Origin of the sequence: Streptomyces chattanoogensis, assembly GCF_001294335.1 — a bacterium.
GTDB lineage: Bacteria > Actinomycetota > Actinomycetes > Streptomycetales > Streptomycetaceae > Streptomyces > Streptomyces chattanoogensis.
The window spans coordinates 1-14,888 of the sequence record NZ_LGKG01000194.1 but is presented as its reverse complement, the minus strand read 5'-3'; the positions used below and the strand labels follow the sequence as shown (position 1 = coordinate 14,888).

At 71.6% G+C, this 14,888-nt stretch carries 10 protein-coding genes; 5 read left to right on the top strand and 5 right to left on the bottom strand.

Features of this window, described 5'->3' with window-relative positions:
• Positions 1-25 precede the first annotated feature (25 nt).
• Positions 26-1,225, top strand: coding sequence for an MFS transporter (locus tag ADL29_RS36350; protein ID WP_053927783.1), 1,200 nt, complete (start codon positions 26-28; stop codon positions 1,223-1,225).
• A 433-nt stretch (positions 1,226-1,658) separates the two neighbouring features.
• Here ADL29_RS36350 and ADL29_RS36345 read toward each other — a convergent pair whose 3' ends face one another.
• Both ADL29_RS36345 and ADL29_RS36340 read right to left on the bottom strand, forming a co-directional pair.
• Complete coding sequence (locus tag ADL29_RS36345; RefSeq protein WP_053927782.1) at positions 1,659-3,410, bottom strand: NAD+ synthase; 1,752 nt, start codon at positions 3,408-3,410, stop codon at positions 1,659-1,661.
• A 94-nt stretch (positions 3,411-3,504) separates the two neighbouring features.
• Complete coding sequence (locus tag ADL29_RS36340; RefSeq protein WP_053927781.1) at positions 3,505-5,121, bottom strand: multicopper oxidase family protein; 1,617 nt, start codon at positions 5,119-5,121, stop codon at positions 3,505-3,507.
• A gap of 436 nt (positions 5,122-5,557) precedes the next feature.
• On the opposite strand from ADL29_RS36340, the gene ADL29_RS36335 reads away from it, so the two are divergent.
• From ADL29_RS36335 to ADL29_RS36320, 4 genes are all read left to right on the top strand, one after another.
• Entirely contained in the window at positions 5,558-6,295 is a 738-nt protein-coding gene (locus ADL29_RS36335) for a DUF998 domain-containing protein (protein WP_053927780.1), read from the top strand.
• Positions 6,292-7,176 (top strand): alpha/beta fold hydrolase, encoded by an 885-nt coding sequence (locus ADL29_RS36330; RefSeq protein ID WP_053927779.1) that lies wholly within the window; start codon positions 6,292-6,294, stop codon positions 7,174-7,176. The genes ADL29_RS36335 and ADL29_RS36330 overlap by 4 nt, the downstream gene beginning before the upstream one ends.
• A 332-nt stretch (positions 7,177-7,508) precedes the next feature.
• Complete coding sequence (glnA, locus tag ADL29_RS36325) at positions 7,509-8,870, top strand: type I glutamate--ammonia ligase (protein ID WP_046928364.1); 1,362 nt, start codon at positions 7,509-7,511, stop codon at positions 8,868-8,870.
• 95 nt (positions 8,871-8,965) lie between these two features.
• Positions 8,966-11,989, top strand: coding sequence for a bifunctional [glutamine synthetase] adenylyltransferase/[glutamine synthetase]-adenylyl-L-tyrosine phosphorylase (locus ADL29_RS36320; RefSeq protein WP_053927778.1), 3,024 nt, complete (start codon positions 8,966-8,968; stop codon positions 11,987-11,989).
• A 114-nt stretch (positions 11,990-12,103) separates the two neighbouring features.
• On the opposite strand, the gene ADL29_RS36315 is transcribed toward ADL29_RS36320, so the two are convergent.
• From ADL29_RS36315 to ADL29_RS36305, 3 genes are all read right to left on the bottom strand, one after another.
• Positions 12,104-12,964, bottom strand: coding sequence for a phosphatase PAP2 family protein (locus ADL29_RS36315; protein WP_078971558.1), 861 nt, complete (start codon positions 12,962-12,964; stop codon positions 12,104-12,106).
• Positions 12,965-13,302: 338 nt separating this feature from the next.
• Positions 13,303-14,364: a LacI family DNA-binding transcriptional regulator gene (locus ADL29_RS36310; protein WP_107095174.1), complete on the bottom strand. Its 1,062-nt coding sequence runs from the start codon at positions 14,362-14,364 to the stop codon at positions 13,303-13,305.
• A gap of 25 nt (positions 14,365-14,389) precedes the next feature.
• The coding region (locus ADL29_RS36305; RefSeq protein ID WP_157878669.1) for an alpha-amylase family glycosyl hydrolase at positions 14,390-14,888 on the bottom strand (499 nt) is incomplete at its 5' end.

Below are 14,888 nucleotides of genomic sequence, written 5' to 3'. Positions count from 1 at the left end.
TCTCCCCGGAAAGGTCCAGGCCCCCATGCCCTTGGCTCTGCTCGCGCTCGCGATCTCGGCCTTCGGAATCGGCACCACGGAATTCGTGATGATGGGCCTGCTGCCCAATGTCGCGGACGATCTGGGCACCTCGGTGCCCACCGCCGGCCACCTCGTCTCCGCCTACGCCCTCGGCGTCGTCATCGGCGCCCCGCTGCTGACCGCCCTCGGCTCCCGCATCCCGCGCAAGCGCATGCTGGTCCTCCTGATGGCGGTCTTCACGGCCGGCAACCTCGCCTCCGCCCTCGCCCCCACCTTCGGCCTGCTGATCGCCGGCCGGCTGCTGGCCGGCCTTCCGCACGGCGCGTTCTTCGGCGTCGGCGCGGTGGTCGCCGCCCGGCTGGTACGCGAGGGCCGCCAGGCCCGCGCCGTCGCCACGATGTTCCTCGGCCTGACCATCGCCAACATCGTCGGCGTCCCCGCGGCCACCCTCCTCGGCCAGCACCTCGGCTGGCGCGCCACCTTCCTCGTCGTGGCCGCCATCGGCCTCGCCGCGATGGCCGCCCTCGCCCGCCTCGTCCCCCCGCTGCCCGCCGGGGAACGCACCGGCCTGGCTCGCGAACTCCGCGCCCTCGGCCACCGCCAGGTCCTCCTCGGCCTCCTCACCACCACCTTCGGCTTCGCCGGCATCTTCGCCGTCTACAGCTATCTCGCCTCGATGATGACCAGGACCACCGGCTTCGCCGAGACCACGGTCCCCCTCATCCTCGCCCTCTTCGGCACCGGCATGACCCTCGGCGCCCTCGCCGCGGGCCCCCTCACCGACCGCGCCCTGCGCCCCACCCTCTACGGCTCCCTCGCCGCGCTCGCCCTCACCCTCGCCGCCTTCCACTTCACCGCCCAGGTGAAATGGGCCGCCCTGGTCACCGTCGTCCTCATCGGCGCCATCGGCTTCCTGACCACCACCCCCCTCCAGATGCTGGTCATGAACAAGGCCCACCAGGCCCCCACCCTGGCCGCCGCCTCCAACCAGTCCGCCTTCAACCTCGCCAACGCGGGTGGCGCCTGGACCGGCGGCCTGGCCCTCTCGGCCGGCTGGGGCTGGACGTCCCCCACCCTGGTGGGCGCCGCCCTGGCCGCCGTCGGCCTCGCCATCGCCGTGGCGGCCGGTCTTCTGGACCGCCGGGACCCGTCCCGGGTGGTGGCCCGCAGCCGGGCCGCGTCCGCGGAGAAGGCCGCCGTCTAGTCCCTCCGTTTTCGGCTTTCCCGCCGTGGGCCGTTGCGCCTGCGGCGGGCTGGTTGCCGCTGCGCGGGGCTGTTCGGCAGCGGCACCGGGCTTACACGGCTCCGCCGCTACAGCCCGGCACCTCCCCGTGGGGGTGGGGAAAAGCGGTGGGGGTGTCCGTACGCCCACAGGGAACTGCACACTCGACGCGCGCCCCCACCGACCCCTTCCCCCCACCCACGGGAGGGGTCACTCCGCAGGACGGAGTCCGGAGGAGGGGCACCGCACCCGTACACACCCACGCCCGCCGCAGGCGCAACGGTGAGAAACCAACCGCGGCGCCGCAGACGACAACGTGGGGCCCAGGCAAAGCGCAGCGGACCGGCCGCAGGCGAACCCAGAGAAACCTCCACGGCGGGAAAGCCGACGACGTGGGACCAAGCCAAGCGCCGCGTCACGGTTCGCGCCAGTGATTGGTGATCGGCAGCCGCCGGTCCTTCCCGAAGCCCTTGGCGGAGATCTTGGTGCCCGGCGGGTACTGGCGGCGCTTGTACTCGGCGTGGTCGACCATCCGCAGCACCCGGGTCACCAGCTCCTCGTCGAAGCCCTGCGCCACGATCTCCTCGCGGCCCTGGTCGCGGTCCACGTACAGCTCCAGGACGCGGTCGAGGACGTCGTACTCGGGCAGCGAGTCGGTGTCCATCTGGCCGGGGCGGAGTTCGGCGCTCGGCGGCTTGGTGAGGATGTTCTCCGGGATCGGCGGGGTCTGCCCGCGGTCGGCCGCCGCCTGGTTGCGCCAGCGGGCGAGCTGGAAGATGGCGGTCTTGTAGACGTCCTTGATGGGGCCGTACGCGCCGACGGAGTCGCCGTAGAGCGTCGAATAGCCGCAGGCCAGCTCGGACTTGTTGCCGGGTGCCAGGACCAGGTGGCCCTCCTGGTTGGAGATGGCCATCAGGGCCGTACCGCGCAGCCGTGACTGGAGGTTCTCCTCGGCCAGGCCCGACAGGCCCAGCGACTCCATGTACGCGTCGAACATCGGGGCGATCGGCACCGTACGGAAGGCGAGGCCGGTGCGGCGCGCCAGCTCGGCGGCGTCGGTGAGGGAGTGGTCCGAGGAATAGCGCGAGGGCATGGCCACGGCGTGGACGTGCGCCGGGCCCAGCGCGTCACAGGCGATCGCGGCGACCAGCGCGGAGTCGATGCCGCCGGAGAGCCCGATGACGACGCTGTTGAAGCCGTTCTTGGCGACGTACGCGCGCAGGCCGACGACGAGCGCGGTGTAGATCTCCTCGAGGTCGCCGAGCCGTTCGGCCTCACCGCCGAGCGTCTCGGGGGCGTACCGCGGCAGCGGATCGGGGGTCAGGACGGCATGGTCGACGCGCAGACCGTCGTCCAGGACGCCGGAGGGCGCCTCGGGCGCGGCGTCCGGCAGGTCGAGATCGATCAGCACACAGCCCTCCGCGAACTGCGGCGCCCGCGCGATCACTTCGCCGTCCTTGCCGACGACGATGGAGTCGCCGTCGAAGACCAGCTCGTCCTGCCCGCCGATCATCGCCAGATAGGCGGTGGTGCAGCCGGCTTCCTGGGCCCGCTTGCGGACCAGCTCCAGCCGGGTGTCGTCCTTGTCCCGCTCGTAGGGCGAGGCGTTGATGGACAGCAGCAGCCCGGCGCCCGCGCTGCGCGCCGCCGGGACCCGGCCGCCTTCCTGCCACAGGTCCTCGCAGACGGCGAGGGCGACATCGACGCCGTGCACCCGTACGACGGGCAGCGTGTCGCCGGGGACGAAGTAGCGGAACTCGTCGAAGACGCCGTAGTTGGGAAGGTGGTGTTTCGCGAAGGAGAGGGCGATGGCGCCGCGGTGGAGGACGGCGGCGGCGTTCTGGGGGGCGCCGGCCGGGCGTCCGTAGCGCCGCTCCTCCTGTTCGCCGCGGTCGAGATAGCCGACGACCACCGGCAGTTCGCCCAGTCCCTCGTCGGCCAGGCGGGCGGCCAGGGTGCGCAGTGCCGTGCGGCTGGCCTCGACGAAGGACGGGCGCAGCGCGAGGTCCTCGACGGGGTAGCCGGTCAGCGCCATTTCGGGGAAGGCGACGAGATGCGCGCCCTGGTCGGCGGCGTGCCGCGTCCAGTGCACGATCGTTTCGGCGTTCCCCGCGATATCGCCGACGCAGGAGTCGATCTGGTTGAGGGCGAGACGAAGTTGGGCCACGGGATCAGTGTAGTGGACCCTAATCGTCTGAGTGACGTAAAGGGGGAGGGGTGAGGAGGTGGGAGGAGGGACGTCCCTCCTCCCGCCGCCCGTCCTACTGCTTCAGGTACCCCAGGATCGTCATCATCCCCGAATCCGAGTGGTAGATGTTGTGGCAGTGCAGCATCCACAGGCCCGGGTTGTCGGCGTCGAAGTCGACGTTCACGCTGGTGTGGGGCAGCACGATGGTGGTGTCCTTGAGGGGCCCGCCGTCGGGCAGCGCGAAGGTGTGCCCGTGCAGATGCACCGGATGCCACATCTTGGTGCGGTTGTGGATGGCGAGCCGCACCCGCTCACCGCCCGCGATCGGGTACCGCTGGGACGGCGTGTACGGCTTCCCGTTGATCGCCCAGTTGAACTTGCGCATGTTCCCGGTGAGATTGACCTGGATGGTGCGGTCGACGTCCCGGCGTGCCGCCCGGTCGGACTCCTCGGCCTTCATCTCGTAGGCGGTCAGCAGCGTGCCGTCGAGTTCCTTGGGGCGGGTGCCCGGGCCCGGCGCCTCGCCGCCGCTGGTGCGCAGGACGGCCATCGCGGTGCGGTTCTTGCCCTCGGCGAGCGCGGTGAGCGGGAAGACGCCGTCCTTGGCGGTGACCAGGACGTCGTAGCGCTCGGACATGCCGAGCAGCAGCGCATCCGTCTCGGCGTGCTCGACGGGGTGGCCGTCGGTGTGCGTGACGGTCATGGTGTGGCCGCCCAGGGCGACGCGGTAGCCGGTCTCGCCGCTCGCGTTGATGAACCGGATGCGGATCCGGTCGCCGGGCTTGGCCCGGAAGATCCGCGGGTTCTCGGGGGTGCAGCCGTTGATCAGGTGGTAGGGGTAGTCCACCATGCCGGCCGTTCCGCCCAGCAGCCTGCTCCTGGCACCCACCAGCACCCGGGACGGTCCGATCCGGGTCGTGTGCCCGTCATCGCCGCCCCCGTCTCTTCGCTCCATGCTGTGCCCCGAAGAGCTGCCTCTGCCGTGGTTCAGCTCGTTCAGCACCGCGTCCGGGGTGCTGCCGTCCACCCCGTCGAGCCAGTCGTCGATCATGACGATCCACTCGTGGTCGTAGCGGAGCGGTTCCCTCGGGTCGTCGACGATGACCGGTGCGTACAGTCCGCGGTCGATCTGCACGCCGATGTGCGGATGCATCCAGTACGTGCCGGGATGGGTGGTGGCGAACTTGTAGGTGAAGGACCCGCCGGGCTGGATCGGGCGCTGGGTCACGGCGGGGACGCCGTCCATGTCGTTGCGCAGTGTCAGTCCGTGCCAGTGCACGGTCGTCGACTTCGGGAGGTGGTTGTCGAGGGTCAGCTGGAGGATGTCGCCCGCGGTGACCCGGACTTCCTTGCCGGGCAGTTCGCCGTCGTACGACCAGGTGCCGACGGTCACGCCGCCCAGGTCCAGCATGCTCGAGGTGGCGGTGACCCGGAACTGCCGCACGGTGCCGTCCGTGCCGCGCTCCTTCTCGGCCTCGATGACCTCCGGGCCGTCGGGGCTGATGTAGTCGTCGGGCGCGCCGTCGTGGGGCATGCCGTTCTTGCCGTCGTCCGTACCGCGCAGGCCGTCCTGCGCGGCGGAGCGGCCGCCGGAACAGGCGGCCAGCAGGCTGCCGCCCGCGACGGCGGCGCCGACGCCGAGCGCCTCGCGGCGGGAGCGGGACGGGGGCTGAGGGGACTGCGTACGCATGGGTGAGCACCTCGTGTCGGTGTCGAAGTGGTGAAGTCGGCCGGCGTGGCCGGCCGAAGGGGTGGATCAAGGAGCGCAGCGGCGCGAACGCGGGCAGGCGTCGGCGCCCGGGCGCGCTCCTTCTGCACGCGCGGCACCGACAGTTGGGCGAGGAGTGCGTGACGGGGCGTTGGCGGGACCGGCCGCAGGGTGCGCCGTCAGGGACGTCAGACGTCGGACGTCGGACGTCGGAGGCCAAGCCCCCGCGCCATGCCCCTACGGGGTATCGAGCCCACGGACCGGTCCGCCCTTACCCGGCGGGCCGGTCCGTCCGTCGCGCTATGCGCCGGTATCACCGCATTGCCGTAGACCATCCCCCTATCCTTGGCCTTCCCCCGCTTCCGGCGGGCCCGGCGCTCCGTCCGACCGGCCGGGTCCACCCGATCCGATCACCAGGATGTCCGTGCCGCCGACCCGCTCCGCCCCCGTCCGCCACCGGACGGCCGCCGTCCTGCTGCTGCTCGGCGCCCTGGCGTACACGGCCTGGGTGCTGGAGGTGGTCCTCGCCACCGGCATCGACCCCGTGCAGGCATACGTCAGTGAGCTCGCCGCCGCCGACCAGCCGCTCGGCGGGCTTTTCCGCGCCACCGACCTGGCGGCCGGACTGCTGGTGACCGCCGGTGCGCTGGTCGCGCTGCTCGCCCTGGAACGCAGGCCCTGGACGACGGCGGGCTGGGCCGCGCTCGCCCTCTTCGGCGCCGCCACCGTCCTCGATTCCCGGCTCCCGCTCAGCTGCGCACCCACCAGCGATCCGGCCTGCGCGGCCCGGGAGACCGCGGGCCTGGTCCCGGCCACCCACACGGCGCACGCCGTCAGCAGCTCGCTCGCCCTGACGGGCGCGCTGGCCGCCCTGCTCCTGCTGACCTTCGCCGCCCGCCGCCACGACCGTCAGGGGGGCTGGTCGGCGCTCGCCCGCTTCGGCCCGCCGCTCGTCCTGGCCGAACTCGCCGCCACGCTCTGGACGCTGGCCTCGGCCGCGGCGTTCACCGCGGGCCGGGGCACCTGGGCGCTCGGCATCGGCCAGCGCCTCCAGATCCTGCTGGTCGCCCTCTACCTCGCGCTGCTGGCCTGGTGCGTGGCGCGGACGGCCGGGCATAACGAATCCAGGAAACCGAAGCGGGAGGCCCGCCCATGACCCGACGCCCGATACGCCCTCCCGGCCGCATCCGCACCGTCGACGGCATCCCCCTGCACATCCTCGCCGAAGGCAGCGGCCCGGCCTGCGTCCTCAGCGGCGGCCTCGGCATGGCCTGGTTCGACTGGGACGCGGTCGCCGCCCTGCTCGCCCCGTACCGCACCGTCATCCGCTTCGACCGCCCCGGCCTGGGCCTGAGCGCCCCCTCACCGGTCCCGCCCGCCCTCACCACCGAGGCCGACCGCATCGCCCGCGTCCTGGACGCGGTCGGCCACCGGGGCCCGGCCACCGTCGTCGGCCACTCCCTCGCCGGCTTCCACGCCGAGGCCTTCGCCCGGCTGCACCCGCGCCGCTGCGCCGGTCTCGTCCTGGTCGACGCCAGCATCGAGGAGGACCCGCACCCGCGGCTGCCCCGCGCGGTCCGCACGGCCTGGGCCGCCGGCCTCGCTGCCACCCTGTCCGCCGCCGGTGTGCCGTGCGCCCTCGGCCCCGCCGCCCGCCGGCTGACCGTCCGCGCCGGCACCGTCGGCAGCCATCCGCCGCACCCGTGGGAGCGCGCCGGATACCGCACCGGCCGGGTGCTGCGCGCCTGCGTCCTGGAGAACGCGACCTACCCCTACCAGGCCGCCGAACTCGCCGTCCTGCGCCCCGGCCACCCCCTCCCGGCCGTACCGGTCGCGGTCCTGGCGGCGTACGACGGCGGCGAGACCGCCCGCGGACTGCGCTGGCTGGAGCGCCAGCGGGCGCTCGCCACCGCGCTGGGCGGCCGTTTCACCGTCGCGGCGCCGGCCGGCCACCTGGTCATGGCCGACGCCCCGGAGGCGGTGGCCCGCGCCGTACTGGACCTCGCCCCCGTCAACCCCGAGCCGAGGGACCGCTGAGCCCCTGCTCGGCAGCCACAGCCGCCGGAAGCCGGAGAAGACATCGGCCGCATTCCCGGCAGCGCAGGCATGCCATGGCATGGACCCTCCAACGACGGGTCAACACCGCCCCAGTGAAGGACCAAGACTGCGCCAAGCCCCCCGATTGCCGCCCCCTGCCGCGCTGACTCTTCCTCCTGCGGGAAGGATCGGGGCGAGGGTCACGGCCCGGCGGTTCTGCTTCAGGCCAAGGGTGCGTAATGTGACGGTAACCCCCTCACGTGATACTGGTGGCCCATGCGCGTGATCCACGCGCGTGGACAGGCCGATTGACCTGCAAGGATTGGTGAGCCATGGACAAGCAGCAGGAGTTTGTGCTCCGGACTCTGGAAGAGCGCGACATTCGCTTCGTCCGGCTGTGGTTCACCGACGTGCTGGGCTTCCTGAAGTCCGTCGCGGTGGCCCCCGCGGAGCTTGAGCAGGCCTTCGACGAAGGCATCGGATTCGACGGCTCGGCCATCGAAGGATTCGCCCGGGTTTACGAGTCGGACATGATCGCCAAGCCGGATCCCGGGACCTTCCAGATCCTTCCCTGGCGCGCCGAGGCCCCCGGCACCGCCCGGATGTTCTGCGACATCCTGATGCCGGACGGTTCCCCCTCGTACGCCGACCCGCGCTACGTCCTCAAGCGCATCCTGGCCAAGACCTCCGACCTCGGCTTCACCTTCTACACCCACCCCGAGATCGAGTTCTTCCTGCTCAAGGACAAGCCCGTCGACGGCACCCGGCCGATCCCCGGCGACTCCTCCGGCTACTTCGACCACACCCCGCAGAACGTCGGCATGGACTTCCGCCGCCAGGCGATCACGATGCTGGAGTCGATGGGCATCTCGGTGGAGTTCAGCCACCACGAGGGCGCCCCCGGCCAGCAGGAGATCGACCTGCGCTACGCCGACGCGCTCTCGACCGCCGACAACATCATGACCTTCCGCCTGGTCATGAAGCAGGTGGCCCTCGAGCAGGGCGTCCAGGCCACCTTCATGCCCAAGCCGTTCTCCGAGTACCCGGGCTCCGGCATGCACACCCACCTCTCCCTCTTCGAGGGCGACCGCAACGCCTTCCACGAGTCGGGCTCGGAGTACCAACTCTCCAAGGTGGGACGTTCCTTCATCGCCGGCCTGCTCAAGCACGCGGGCGAGATCTCCGCCGTCACCAACCAGTGGGTCAACTCCTACAAGCGCATCTGGGGCGGCGCCAACCGCACCGCCGGCGCCGGCGGCGAGGCCCCCTCGTACATCTGCTGGGGCCACAACAACCGCTCCGCGCTGATCCGCGTCCCGATGTACAAGCCCGGCAAGATGGGCTCCACCCGGGTCGAGGTCCGCTCCATCGACTCCGGCGCCAACCCCTACCTGACCTACGCGGTGCTGCTCGCCGCGGGCCTCAAGGGCATCGAGGAGGGCTACGAGCTCCCGGCCGGCGCCGACGACGACGTCTGGGCGCTGTCCGACTCCGAGCGCCGCGCCATGGGCATCGAACCGCTGCCGCAGAACCTCGGCGAGGCCATCGAGCTGATGGAGCGCAGTGAACTGGTCGCCGAGACCCTCGGTGAGCACGTCTTCGACTTCTTCCTGCGCAACAAGAAGCAGGAATGGGAGGAGTACCGCTCCGAGGTCACCGCCTTCGAGCTGCGCAAGATGCTGCCGGTGCTCTGACACGCGCAGCCGGCGGCACCGAGCACGGGCGGGCACCGAGAGGCCACACGAGCGCAGACGGGCACACGGGCAGGACGAGCACCGAGAGGCCGACCATGGCACTACCCGCTCCGCAGGGACGGCGGAGCAGCACCTTCACCCGGCTGCTGCGCCACGGGTTCACCGACCCCTCCGCCGCCGCCCGGCTCCTCGACACCCCCGAGTTCTCGCCCGTACGCGACGACTCGGTACTCCTCGAGGCGCTCGGCGGCACCGCCGACCCCGACCTCGCACTCCTGGGCCTGGCCCGCCTCGTGGAGGCCGTCGGCCCCGACGAACAGCAGGAGCTGCTGAGCACGCTGGTGGCCGCCAAACCACTGCGCGACCGGCTGCTGGGGGTGATGGGCGCGTCCGAGGCGCTCGCCGACCACCTGGCCCGCCACCCGGCCGACTGGCGCTCGCTGGTCACCTACGAGTCCGTCGACCTGCACCCCACCACCCCCGAGTTCGAGCAGGCCCTCGCCGAGGGCATCTGGGGCGAACGGGGCGAGGGCCGCTCACGCGCGGATGCGCTGCGGGTCGCCTACCGCCGCTCCCTGCTGGGCATCGTGGCGCGCGACGTCTGCGGTACGACCGACGTCGCCGAGGCCGCCGCGGAACTGGCCGACCTGGCCACCGCCACCGTCCGGGCCGCCCTCGAGATCAGCTACGAGGAGGCCCCCGGCGACGCCGCGGTCTGCCGGCTCGCCGTCATCGGCATGGGCAAATGCGGCGCCCGCGAGCTGAACTACGTCTCCGACGTGGACGTCATCTTCGTCGCCGAGGGCAAGGAAGGCGTCGACGAGGCCAAGGCACTGCAGGCCGCCACCCGGATCGCCTCCCGCATGATGCGGGTCTGCTCGGACGTCACCATCGAGGGCACCATCTGGCCGGTGGACGCCAACCTCCGTCCCGAAGGCCGCAACGGCCCCCTGGTGCGCACCCTCAGCAGCCACCTCGCCTACTACCAGCGCTGGGCCAAGACCTGGGAGTTCCAGGCCCTGCTCAAGGCCCGCCCGATGGCCGGCGACCTCGACCTGGGACAGGCGTACGTGGACGCGCTGTCACCGATGGTCTGGCAGGCCGCCGAACGGGAGAACTTCGTCGCGGACGTACGCCAGATGCGCCGCCGCGTCATCGACAACATCCCCGCCGACCGCGTCGAACGCGAACTGAAACTCGGCCCCGGCGGACTGCGCGACGTCGAATTCGCCGTCCAGCTCCTGCAGTTGGTACACGGCCGCAGCGACCACACCCTGCGCGGCGCCAGCACCCTGGACGCCCTCGCCGCCCTGGCCGCCGGCGGCTACGTCGGACGGCAGGACGCCGCCGCCCTGGACACCGCGTACCGCTTCCTGCGCGCACTGGAACACCGCATCCAGCTCTTCCGGATGCGCCGCACCCACCTGATGCCCGAAGAAGAAACGGATCTGCGGCGCCTCGCCCGCTCATTGGGCTTGTTTACGGAGCCCGTTGACACCCTCCGCAAGGAGTGGAAGTGGCACGCTAGAGAAGTGCGCCGACTGCATGAGAAGCTCTTCTACCGCCCCCTGCTCGATGCCGTCGCCCATCTGGAGCCCGGTGAGACGAGACTGTCCGCAAAGGCCGCCGGACACCGCCTGGAGGCCCTCGGATACGCCGATCCGGTCGCCGCGCTGCGTCACTTGGAGGCGCTGGCGTCCGGGGTGACCCGCAAGGCCGCGATCCAGCGGACGCTGCTGCCCGTCCTGCTCGCATGGTTCGCGGATTCCGCCGACCCGGACGCCGGACTGCTCAACTTCCGCAAGGTTTCGGACGCGCTGGGCAAGACACCCTGGTATCTGCGGCTGCTGCGCGACGAGGGCGCCGCCGCCGAGAACCTCGCCCGGGTGCTGTCCGCCGGGCGGCTCGCCCCCGACCTGCTGCTCCGCGCCCCCGAGGCGGTCGCGCTCCTCGGCGCCACCGACGGCCTCAAGCCGCGCGGCCGGTCCGCCCTGGAACAGGAAGTACTGGCCGCGGTCGGCCGCGCGGAGGACGCCGAGGCGGCGGTCGCGGTGGCCCGCGGGGTACGCCGCCGGGAACTGTTCCGTACCGCCGCCGCCGATGTGATCGGCGCGTACGGCACCGAAGGCAAACCAGCCGAACAGGACCACGGCCACGCCATCGACGCCGTCGGCTCCGCGGTCTCCGATCTCAACGCCGCCACCCTCGCCGGCGCGCTGCGCGCCGCGGTCCGCGAACAGTGGGGCGACACCCTGCCCACCCGCTTCGCCGTCATCGGCATGGGCCGCTTCGGCGGCCGCGAGATGGGCTACGGCTCCGACGCCGACGTCCTGTTCGTCCACGAACCCCGCGAGGACGCCGACGAACAGGAGGCCGCCAAGGCCGCCCACGCCATCGCCAACGAAATGCGCCGGCTGCTCCAACTCCCCTCCGCCGACCCGCCGTTGCCCATCGACGCGGATCTGCGCCCGGAAGGCCGCTCCGGCCCCCTCGTCCGCACCCTCGCCTCGTACGCGGCCTACTACCGCCGCTGGTCGCTGGTGTGGGAGGCGCAGGCCCTGCTCCGCGCCGAACCGGTCGCCGGCGACGACGACCTCGGCCGCCGCTTCGTCGACCTCATCGACCCTCTCCGCTACCCCGCCGAAGGGCTGGGCGAGGACGCGGTCCGGGAGATCCGCAGGCTCAAGGCCCGGATGGAATCCGAACGGCTGCCGCGCGGCGCCGACCCGACCACCCACGCCAAACTGGGCCGCGGCGGCCTGAGCGACGTCGAGTGGACCGTCCAGCTGCTCCAGATGCGCTACGGCTGGGAGATCCCCGGACTGCGCACGACCCGCACCCGCGAGGCACTGGCCGCCGCCCACGCCGCCGGACTGATCGGCACCGAGGACGCCCAGATCCTGGACGAGGCCTGGGTGCTGGCGGCCCGGGTACGCAACGCCGTGATGCTGGTCCGCGGCCGCCCCGGCGACACCTTCCCGGTGGACGGCCGGGAGCTGGCCGCGGTCGGCCGCTACCTCGGCTACGAAGAGGGCCACGTCGGCGACATGCTCGACGACTACCGCCGGATCACCCGGCGGGCGCGGGCGGTCGTGGAGGAACTGTTCTACGAGGGGTGAGGCGCGGCACCCGGTCACCACCCCGGCCGTCCGACGCCGTATACGTATACGGCGTGCGTTAGGCCATTCGGGTGATGGGTGATGGGTGGTGTTGCCCTGTTCCGCCCGGCGGCCTCACCCGGCCTTGGCGAGATTCACCCCCGGCGCCGCCACATAACGGGTCAGCCGGTGCGGCAGCATCCCGTACCAGCCCAGCGCCACCGTGAACCCGAAGGCCAGACACAGGATCCCGCCGACCGCGTCCAGCCAGAAGTGGTTGGCGGTGGAGACGATGACGAACAGTGTCACGGTGGGGTAGAGCAGGCCGAGGAGCCGCGCCCACAGCGGTTTGGCCAGCATGGCGATGGTGATGCCGCACCACAGCGACCACCCGATGTGCATGGACGGCATCGCGGCGTACTGGTTGGACATCGAGGCGAGATTGCCGGACGCCATCGAGCCCCACGTGTCGTGCTGCACCACCGTGTCGACAAAGCCGCCGCCGGTCATCAGCCGCGGCGGCGCCAACGGGTAGAAGTAGTAGCCGAGCAGCGCGACTCCGGTCGTCGCGAAGAGCGCCATTCTGGCCGCGGCATAGCGCCCCGGATGCCAGTGGTAGAGCCAGATCAGAACGCCGATCGTCACGATGAAGTGCAGGGTCGCGTAGTAGTAGTTCATCGACACGATCAGCCACGTCACCGAATTCACCGCGTGGTTGACGGTGTGCTCCACGGCGATACCCAGCGCATGCTCCGCCTGCCAGATCCAGTCGGCGTTTCTGAGCGCCTTCGCCTTCTGCTCGGGCACGGCATTCCGGATGAGCGAGTACGTCCAGTAACTGACCGCGATCAGCAGGATCTCGAACCAGAGACGGGGCGTCCGCGGTGTCCGCAACCGGGCCCACCGGCGGCCGCCCGACGGGCGGTCCGCGCTCCCCCCAGGGGCCGGCGGGGTGGCGGGCCGACCGTCCAAAGTCCTCACATTCGCATCGCCCATAGGCAGACAGTCTGCCAGAAACGGGCATGTCGCCGATCATTCTTCGGTCGGGTATTCGAAGATCCGTATCCCTCTCAGGACGGACGGCGGACCCCCACAACCCTGAGAGAAAGCAGGGGAAAGTCCCGGGGGAAACTCAGGGACAGGGACAGGGGTAGGGACAGGAGAATCGCCGATACCCGGATACCTCGATGCCGGGACACCCCGCACCTCGATACCCGTCTCGTGGTGTACGGAAAGGAAATCAGGGCGTACGCAACCCGCAGGGCGTACGGAAAGACTCAGGGCGTACGCAAGCCTCGGGACGTACGGAAAGACTCAGGGCGTACGGAAAGGCTTCAGCTCGTACGGGCGGGATGCGGAACCCGGGCCGCCCTCGGCGCCGCCTTGGGAGCCGAAGCGGTCGAACCGCGCACCACCAGTTCGGGAAGGAACACGAACTCGCTGTGCGGGGCCGGCGTCCCCCCGATCTCCTCCAGCAGCGCCCGCACGGCCGCCTGCCCCATCGCCGTCACCGGCTGCCGGATCGTGGTCAGCGGCGGATCGGTGAACGCGATCAGCGGGGAGTCGTCGAAGCCGACGACGGACATCTGGCCCGGCACGTCCAGCCGCCGCTGCCGCGCCGCGCGGATCGCGCCCAGCGCCATCATGTCGCTGGCGCAGACAATGGCCGTCACCCCGAGGTCGATCAGCGCATTGGCCGCGGCCTGGCCGCCCTCCAGGGTGAAGAGCGAGTGCTGGATGAGCGGCGCCACCTCGTCCGGGCCCAGGTCCAGCCGCTCCCGCATACTGCGGACAAAGCCCTCGATCTTCCGCTGTACGGGGACGAACCGCTCGGGCCCGAGCGCCAGCCCGATCCGCCGGTGGCCGAGCGCGCTGAGGTGGGTGACCGCCAGGTCCACCGCGGCCCGGTCGTCGGGGGAGACGAACGGCGCCTGCACCTGGTCGGAGAAGCCGTTGATGAGGACGAACGGCACCCCCCGGCCGCGCAGCTGCGCATAGCGCTGCATATCGGCGGAGGTGTCGGCGTGCAGCCCGGAGACGAAGATGATGCCGGCGACGCCGCGCTCCACCAGCATCTCGGTCAGCTCGTCCTCGGTGGAGCCGCCCGGCGTCTGGGTCGCCAGGATCGGCGTATAGCCCTGGCGGGTCAGTGCCTGCCCGATGACCTGGGCGAACGCCGGGAAGATGGGGTTCTCGAGCTCGGGCGTGATCAGTCCGACCAGGCCCGCGCTGCGCTGCCGCAGCCGCACCGGGCGTTCGTAGCCCAGCACGTCGAGGGCGGCGAGCACCGACTGGCGGGTGGTGGCGGAGACACCGGGCTTTCCGTTGAGAACCCGGCTGACGGTGGCCTCGCTGACACCCGCCTGTGCTGCGATATCGGAGAGCCGGGCGGTCATGGGATGGGACTGTACCGGGCGCATGTCAGATTGCCCACCAGGTGCAGCTGTCACCGGGGACGACGGCCGAGGCGCCGTCGATGGTCACCGGGGCGCTGGAGAGCAGCGGTTTTCCGGGCAGCGGCAGTTCGGCCGCGCGGCCGAGGGTGTTGACCGTACAGAGCACACCGGGGCGGCGGAAGGCCAGCAGCCCCTCGGGCGCCGGCTGCCAGCTGATCTCCCCGTCGCCCAGGCCCGGCAGGCGGCGGCGCAGCTCGAGGGCGGTGCGGTAGAGCTCCAGGGTGGAGTCGGGGTCGCCGGTCTGTGCCTCGACGGTCAGCCGCCGCCAGCCGGCGGGCTGCGGCAGCCAGCTGCCGCCGGGCCCGAAGCCGTACGGGGGCAGATCGCCGGACCAGGGGAGCGGCACCCGGCAGCCGTCGCGGAAGCCGTCCTGGCCGTTGGCGCGGAAGAAGGAGGGGTCCTGGCGGACGTCGTCGGGCAGGTCGGTGACTTCGGGAAGGCCCAGTTCCTCGCCCTGGTAGAGG

Excerpts from the sequence above, each read along its gene's own strand:
- ADL29_RS36350 (WP_053927783.1), top strand. The coding sequence starts at position 26 with ATGCCCTTGGCTCTGCTCGCGCTCGCGATCTCGGCCTTCGGAATCGGC.
- ADL29_RS36340 (WP_053927781.1), bottom strand. The coding sequence starts at position 5,121 with ATGCGTACGCAGTCCCCTCAGCCCCCGTCCCGCTCCCGCCGCGAGGCG.
- ADL29_RS36335 (WP_053927780.1), top strand. The coding sequence starts at position 5,558 with ATGTCCGTGCCGCCGACCCGCTCCGCCCCCGTCCGCCACCGGACGGCC.
- ADL29_RS36330 (WP_053927779.1), top strand. The coding sequence starts at position 6,292 with ATGACCCGACGCCCGATACGCCCTCCCGGCCGCATCCGCACCGTCGAC.
- glnA (WP_046928364.1), top strand. The coding sequence starts at position 7,509 with ATGGACAAGCAGCAGGAGTTTGTGCTCCGGACTCTGGAAGAGCGCGAC.
- ADL29_RS36320 (WP_053927778.1), top strand. The coding sequence starts at position 8,966 with ATGGCACTACCCGCTCCGCAGGGACGGCGGAGCAGCACCTTCACCCGG.
- ADL29_RS36315 (WP_078971558.1), bottom strand. The coding sequence starts at position 12,964 with ATGGGCGATGCGAATGTGAGGACTTTGGACGGTCGGCCCGCCACCCCG.
- ADL29_RS36310 (WP_107095174.1), bottom strand. The coding sequence starts at position 14,364 with ATGACCGCCCGGCTCTCCGATATCGCAGCACAGGCGGGTGTCAGCGAG.